The following is a 5,146-nucleotide window of genomic DNA, read 5'->3' on the forward strand; positions in this document are numbered from 1 at the left end:
GCCCTGTGTCATCAATGCCTCATCCGTGATCAGTCCCGCACCCACGGGTGGCTGCGCACCCCTCTGACCCGCCCGGAGGCCAACCAAGCCAGCAACCCCACTGTGAAGTTTCACACACTTGATGTGAAATCATGTACGGTATGTTTCGCCTGTCGCACGACGCGCGGGCGAAACACATCTCAGGGGGAATCACATCATATGAATGGCAAGCAAATGCTGCGTCGCGGCGCGGTGGTGGGCTTTGGCTTCTTCGCGCTGATGGGCTGTGGGGGCCCGGATGCCGCGATCCAGGAGCCGGAGCTCGGCAACGTCGAGCAGGGCGTCGTCGTGTCGACCAACGGCAGCTTTGAGAACAACAACATCGGCAATTTCAACTACGTGGTCCTCAACGCCGGTAGCACGGCGCTGCCGGGCTGGACCATCACCGGCGGCATCAAGGTGATGAAGAACACGTACAAGGCGGCGCAAAGCGGCATCCAGTCCATCGACCTCAACGGCCTGGGCGCGGGCTCCTTGTACCAGGACGTCCCCACCGTCGTCGGCGGCGGCTACACGGTGTCCTTCTACGTGTCCAACAGCCCCACCTGCACCACCGTGTCCCGGTCGGCCACCCTCAACTACGGCCCGAGCACCGCCAGCTTCTCCAACAGCTCCGGGACGTGGTCGACGTTCCCGCGCACCTACGTGTTCAACGCCACCAGCACCGTCTCGCGGATCGAGCTCATCAGCACCTCCGGTGGCGTCGGCTGCGGTCTGGCCATCGACAACCTCACGGTGACCGGACCGTGATGACGCAGCCCGTCCGCTGATCCGTGCGGGCCCCGGGCCGCCGCTCCCCTACCCGTGGGGCGGCGGCCCTATCAGCGACTGGACGGTGGACCGTGGGTCGCCGGATCGCCCTGTTCCACCTCACAGGCGCAGCATCCGGTTCTGACCTGCTTGGAGGGCAGCAGTCAGTGCAATGGCACCACCCGCCAAGCCATCCACACCCAAGGTGAACGAACCTGGAGTGCGCTTCGCCTGTCATTGAACACAGGCGAAACACATCTCAACGGGAATCACATCACATGAATGCCAACCCCATGCTGCGTCTTGGCACCCTGGTGGGCTTTGGCCTCTTCACGCTGGCGGGCTGGGGGGTCCGGACTCCGCGCGCTCCGAGCCGGAGCTGAGCAGCGTCGAGCAGGGCATCAACGTCGCCACCAACGACAGCTTCGAGACCCACGCCATTGGCTCGTCCAACTCCGTCATCCTCAACCCGTCCAGCAACGCGCTGCCGGGCTGGACCATCACGTCCGCCATCCACGCGGATCCAGTTCACCAGCACGTCGAAGTTCACCGACTGCGGTCTGGCCATCGACAACGTCAAGGTGACCGGACCGTGATGCACGCGGTTCGCTGACCCGGGCCGTGGACGGTCGCCTGGTCACCTTCTAGGCGACCGCCGTTCATCGATGCACGTTTCGCCAGGGCCTCCGCTCTGCGCACTGGCCATCGCCCCGCGAAACCCCGAAGTTCCATGACCCAGCAGTGGCCTCCATTCTTGAAGGCGCGCCTGGGCGTGGAGGCACATGGGCGCGGTGGACGACATCCTGCGGGGCGGTGGCGCGTGTGGCGCCCTGCTTCGGCAGGTGGACTGGGCGAGGACGTCCCTGGGCCCCGTGGAGACCTGGCCCCAGTCGCTGCGCACGGCCGTCAGCATCGTGCTCGCGTCCGACTATCCGCTCTACGTCGCGTGGGGTCCGGAGTTCGTCCAGTTCTACAACGACGCGTACCGGCCCATCTGCGGACGCACGAAGCACCCCGCTGCCCTGGGGCAGGCAGCGGCCGTCACCTGGCCGGAGGTCTGGCACATGCTCGGCCCCGGCTGGGAGCGCATGCGCCAGACCGGCGAGGCCATCTTCGTCAATGACCTGATGATGCCGCTCGACCGCAACGGCTTCGTCGAGGAGTGCTACTTCACCTACAGCCACTCGCCCGTGCGCGACGAGTCCGGCGACGTGGCGGGCATCTTCGCGGCGCTCACGGAGACCACCGGACAGGTGGTGGGCACGCGGCGGCTGGACATGCTGCGCGAACTGGGTGCCTCCACCGCGGACCGGGCCACCACGGACGACGCCTGTCGCGAGGCCATGCGCGTCATCGCCGCTGCGCCGCTCGACGTGCCCTTCGCCCTGCTCTACCTGGTGGATGACGCCACCGGCACCGCGCGGCTCGCCGGGACGAGCGGGATGGCGGCGGGGGATGCGCTCGCTCCCGAGTCGATTCCCCTCCCGGACAGCACGGGCCAGGCGCGCGCGGACTGGCCCCTGGGCTACGCCGCGAGCACCAACGCGGCCTTCCTCTGGGAGAGGCTGCCAGGGGAGACAGGCACCGTCACGGTGGGGCCGTGGCCGGAGGGAACGGCCTCCGCGTGGGTGCAGCCCCTTCCGCGCGTAGGGCATGCGCGGCCCGCGGGCTTCCTGGTGACGGGGCTGAGCCGCAGGCTGGCACTGGATGAGAAGTACCGGGGCTTCCTGGAGCTGCTGGCCCGGGGCGTGACGACGGCCATCTCCCAGGCCCGCGCCCGCGAGGAGGAGCGCCGCCGCGTGGAGGCGCTGGCCGCGTTGGATCGCGCGAAGACGGACTTCTTCAGCAACGTGAGCCACGAGTTCCGGACTCCGCTGGCGCTGATGCTGGGGCCAGTGGAGGACGGCCTCCAGGATCCGCTGGAGCCGCTCGGTCCCCGGCAGCTCGAACGGCAGCGGACGGTGCACCGCAATGGCTTGCGGCTGCTCAAGCTCGTCAACACGCTGCTGGAGTTCTCCCGCATCGAAGCGGGCCGCATGCACGCGACCGCGGTGCCCACCGACCTCGCCGCGCTCACCCGCGGGCTCGCCAGCGGCTTCCGCTCCACCGTGGAGCGCGCGGGACTGACGCTCGACGTGGACTGTCCCCCGCTGCCGCACCCCGTGAAGGTGGATCCGGAGCAGTGGGAGAAGATCGTCCTCAACCTCATCTCCAACGCGTTCAAGTTCACGCACCAGGGCGGCATCCGCGTGAGCCTGCGCTGGCGCGGAACGCAGGTGGAGCTGCGCGTGGCGGACACCGGCACTGGCATTCCACCGGAGGAGCTGCCGCTCATCTTCGACCGCTTCCACCGAGTGCAGGGCGCGCAGGGACGCAGCTACGAGGGCAGCGGCATCGGGCTCGCGCTGGTGCGGGAGCTGGTTCGCCTGCATGGCGGCGACGTGCAGGCGGAGAGCCGCCCCGGCCAGGGCAGCACCTTCACGGTGACGCTGCCCGCGGAGGCGTCCTCCCTGGCTGACGCTCCACGGGAGACGGCGGCGTCCACGTCCGAGCGCGTCCCGACGAGCGCGACCGCCGCGACGTTCCTGGAGGAGGCGTCCGGCTGGTTGGGGCCGGAGGGCACGCCGGCCATGCTCGCGGTCGACGCGGCCCCCGCGCCCCTCATGAGGACCGTGGGCGGCCATGTCCTGTTCGCGGACGACAACGCGGACATGCGCGCGTATGTGCACTCGCTGCTCGCGGACCGCTTCGAGGTGACGCTCGCGGCGAATGGACTGGAGGCGCTGGAGTCGTGCCGGGCCCGGATGCCGGACCTCGTCATCAGCGACGTGATGATGCCGGAGCTGGATGGCTTCGGGCTCCTGCGGCGGCTGCGCGAGGACCCGACGACGGTGCACGTGCCCGTCATCCTGTTGTCCGCGCGCGCCGGCGAGGAGGCCACGGTGGAGGGCCTGCGCATGGGCGCCACCGACTACCTGGTGAAGCCGTTCTCCGCGCGGGAGCTGCTGGCGCGCGTGGAGGGAAATCTCGCGGCGGCGCGGGCGCGCAGGGAGCAACGTCTGGCGGAGCGGGAGCGAGAGAAGCTGATTGCCGTGGTGGAGCAGTCCTCGGACCTCATCGGCATTGGAGGACCGGACGGACGGGCGCTGTTCGTCAACGAGGCGGGCCAGCGGATGCTGGGACTGGAGGGGCCGGAGGCGGTGCGGAGCACGCACCTGTTCGACTACTTCCTGGAGGAAGACCGCGCCTACGTGCGCGACGTCATCCTGCCCAGGCTGCGCGAGCACGGGCGCTGGGACGGAGAGTTCCGCCTCCGCCACTTCCGCACCGGAGCGGCGATCCCCGTGCACTACAACTTCTTCACGCTGCGCGATGCCGCGACGGGCGAGGACATGGGCATCGCCACGGTGAGCCGCGACATCACCGAACGCCACCGGCGCGAGGCGGAGGCGCGAGAGCAGCGGGAGTTCGAGCAGCAGCTCATCGGCATCGTCAGCCACGACCTGCGCAATCCACTCAACGCCATCCTCCTGTCGGCGAACGCCCTGCTCCAGCGCGATGACCTGGGGGAGCGCGCGACAAAGAACACCGGCCGCATCATCAGCAGCGCCGAGCGCGCCAACCGCCTCATCCGCGACCTGCTGGACGTGACCCAGGCGAGGCTGGGAGGAGGGCTGCCGGTGCAGCGGCGCCGCATGGACTTCCACGAGGCCACGCGCCACGCGCTGGAGGAGGTCCAGGTGGCGTTCCCGGAGCGGCAGGTGGTCCTGGATCAGCAGGGCGACGGCCTGGGCTCGTGGGACGAGGAGCGGCTGGGCCAGGTGGTGCAGAACCTGGTCACCAACGCCCTTCGCTACGGCGAGCCGGGCTCCACGGTGCGGGTGTCCACTCGCGAGGAGGGGGACGACCTCGTCCTGGAAGTCCACAACCGGGGCCGGCCCATTCCGCCGGAGATGCTGCCCACCCTCTTCCAGGCAATGCGGCGCGGCCACCATGACGAAGGCCGCTCGTCGCGCAGCGTGGGGCTGGGGCTCTACATCGTGCAGCAGGTGGCGCGCGCGCACGGAGGCCACGTGAGCGCGACCTCCAGCGAAGAGGCCGGAACGACGTTCACGGTCCGCATGCCGAGGGAAGCGCCCCCCGCCTACGACACCGTGTCCTGAAGCCCTATTCGTCCGCCCGGAGCGCGATGGCCGGCGTCACGCGCAGCGCGCGGCGGGCGGGCAACCCACTGGCCACGAGCGCCACCGCGCCCAGCAGCAGGGGCACGCCTCCGAACGTCAGGGCGTCCAGCGCGCCCACGCCGTAGAGCATCCCCGCGAGGCCGCGCGCGAGCACCGCCGCCCCCACGAGCCCC

General features: G+C 69.7%; 4 protein-coding genes. 2 read left to right on the top strand and 2 right to left on the bottom strand.

From position 1 onward, the window contains the following. The first annotated feature begins 198 nt into the window (after window positions 1-198). On the top strand, window positions 199-789 hold the full coding sequence (locus tag D7V77_RS39930; RefSeq protein WP_147452316.1) for a DUF642 domain-containing protein: 591 nt from the start codon (window positions 199-201) through the stop codon (window positions 787-789). A 330-nt stretch (window positions 790-1,119) separates the two neighbouring features. On the opposite strand, the gene D7V77_RS39935 is transcribed toward D7V77_RS39930, so the two are convergent. Continuing rightward, entirely contained in the window at window positions 1,120-1,302 is a 183-nt protein-coding gene (locus D7V77_RS39935; RefSeq protein WP_120581437.1) for a hypothetical protein, read from the bottom strand. 269 nt (window positions 1,303-1,571) lie between these two features. Here D7V77_RS39935 and D7V77_RS45310 point away from each other — a divergent pair, with 269 nt between their 5' ends. Further along, on the top strand, window positions 1,572-4,952 hold the full coding sequence (locus D7V77_RS45310) for an ATP-binding protein (protein WP_120581438.1): 3,381 nt from the start codon (window positions 1,572-1,574) through the stop codon (window positions 4,950-4,952). 4 nt (window positions 4,953-4,956) lie between these two features. Here the strand turns inward: D7V77_RS45310 and D7V77_RS39945 are convergent. Continuing rightward, window positions 4,957-5,146: hypothetical protein (locus D7V77_RS39945; RefSeq protein WP_147452317.1), on the bottom strand; the 190-nt coding region annotated here is incomplete at its 5' end.

Origin of the sequence: Corallococcus sp. CA041A, from assembly GCF_003612075.1 — a bacterium.
In the GTDB taxonomy this organism is placed as follows: domain Bacteria; phylum Myxococcota; class Myxococcia; order Myxococcales; family Myxococcaceae; genus Corallococcus; species Corallococcus exiguus.

Bases quoted from the DNA above. Each gene is read 5' to 3' on its own strand.
- D7V77_RS39935 (WP_120581437.1), bottom strand. From the start codon at position 1,302: ATGGCGGACGTGATGGTCCAGCCCGGCAGCGCGTTGCTGGACGGGTTG.
- D7V77_RS39930 (WP_147452316.1), top strand. From the start codon at position 199: ATGAATGGCAAGCAAATGCTGCGTCGCGGCGCGGTGGTGGGCTTTGGC.
- D7V77_RS45310 (WP_120581438.1), top strand. From the start codon at position 1,572: ATGGGCGCGGTGGACGACATCCTGCGGGGCGGTGGCGCGTGTGGCGCC.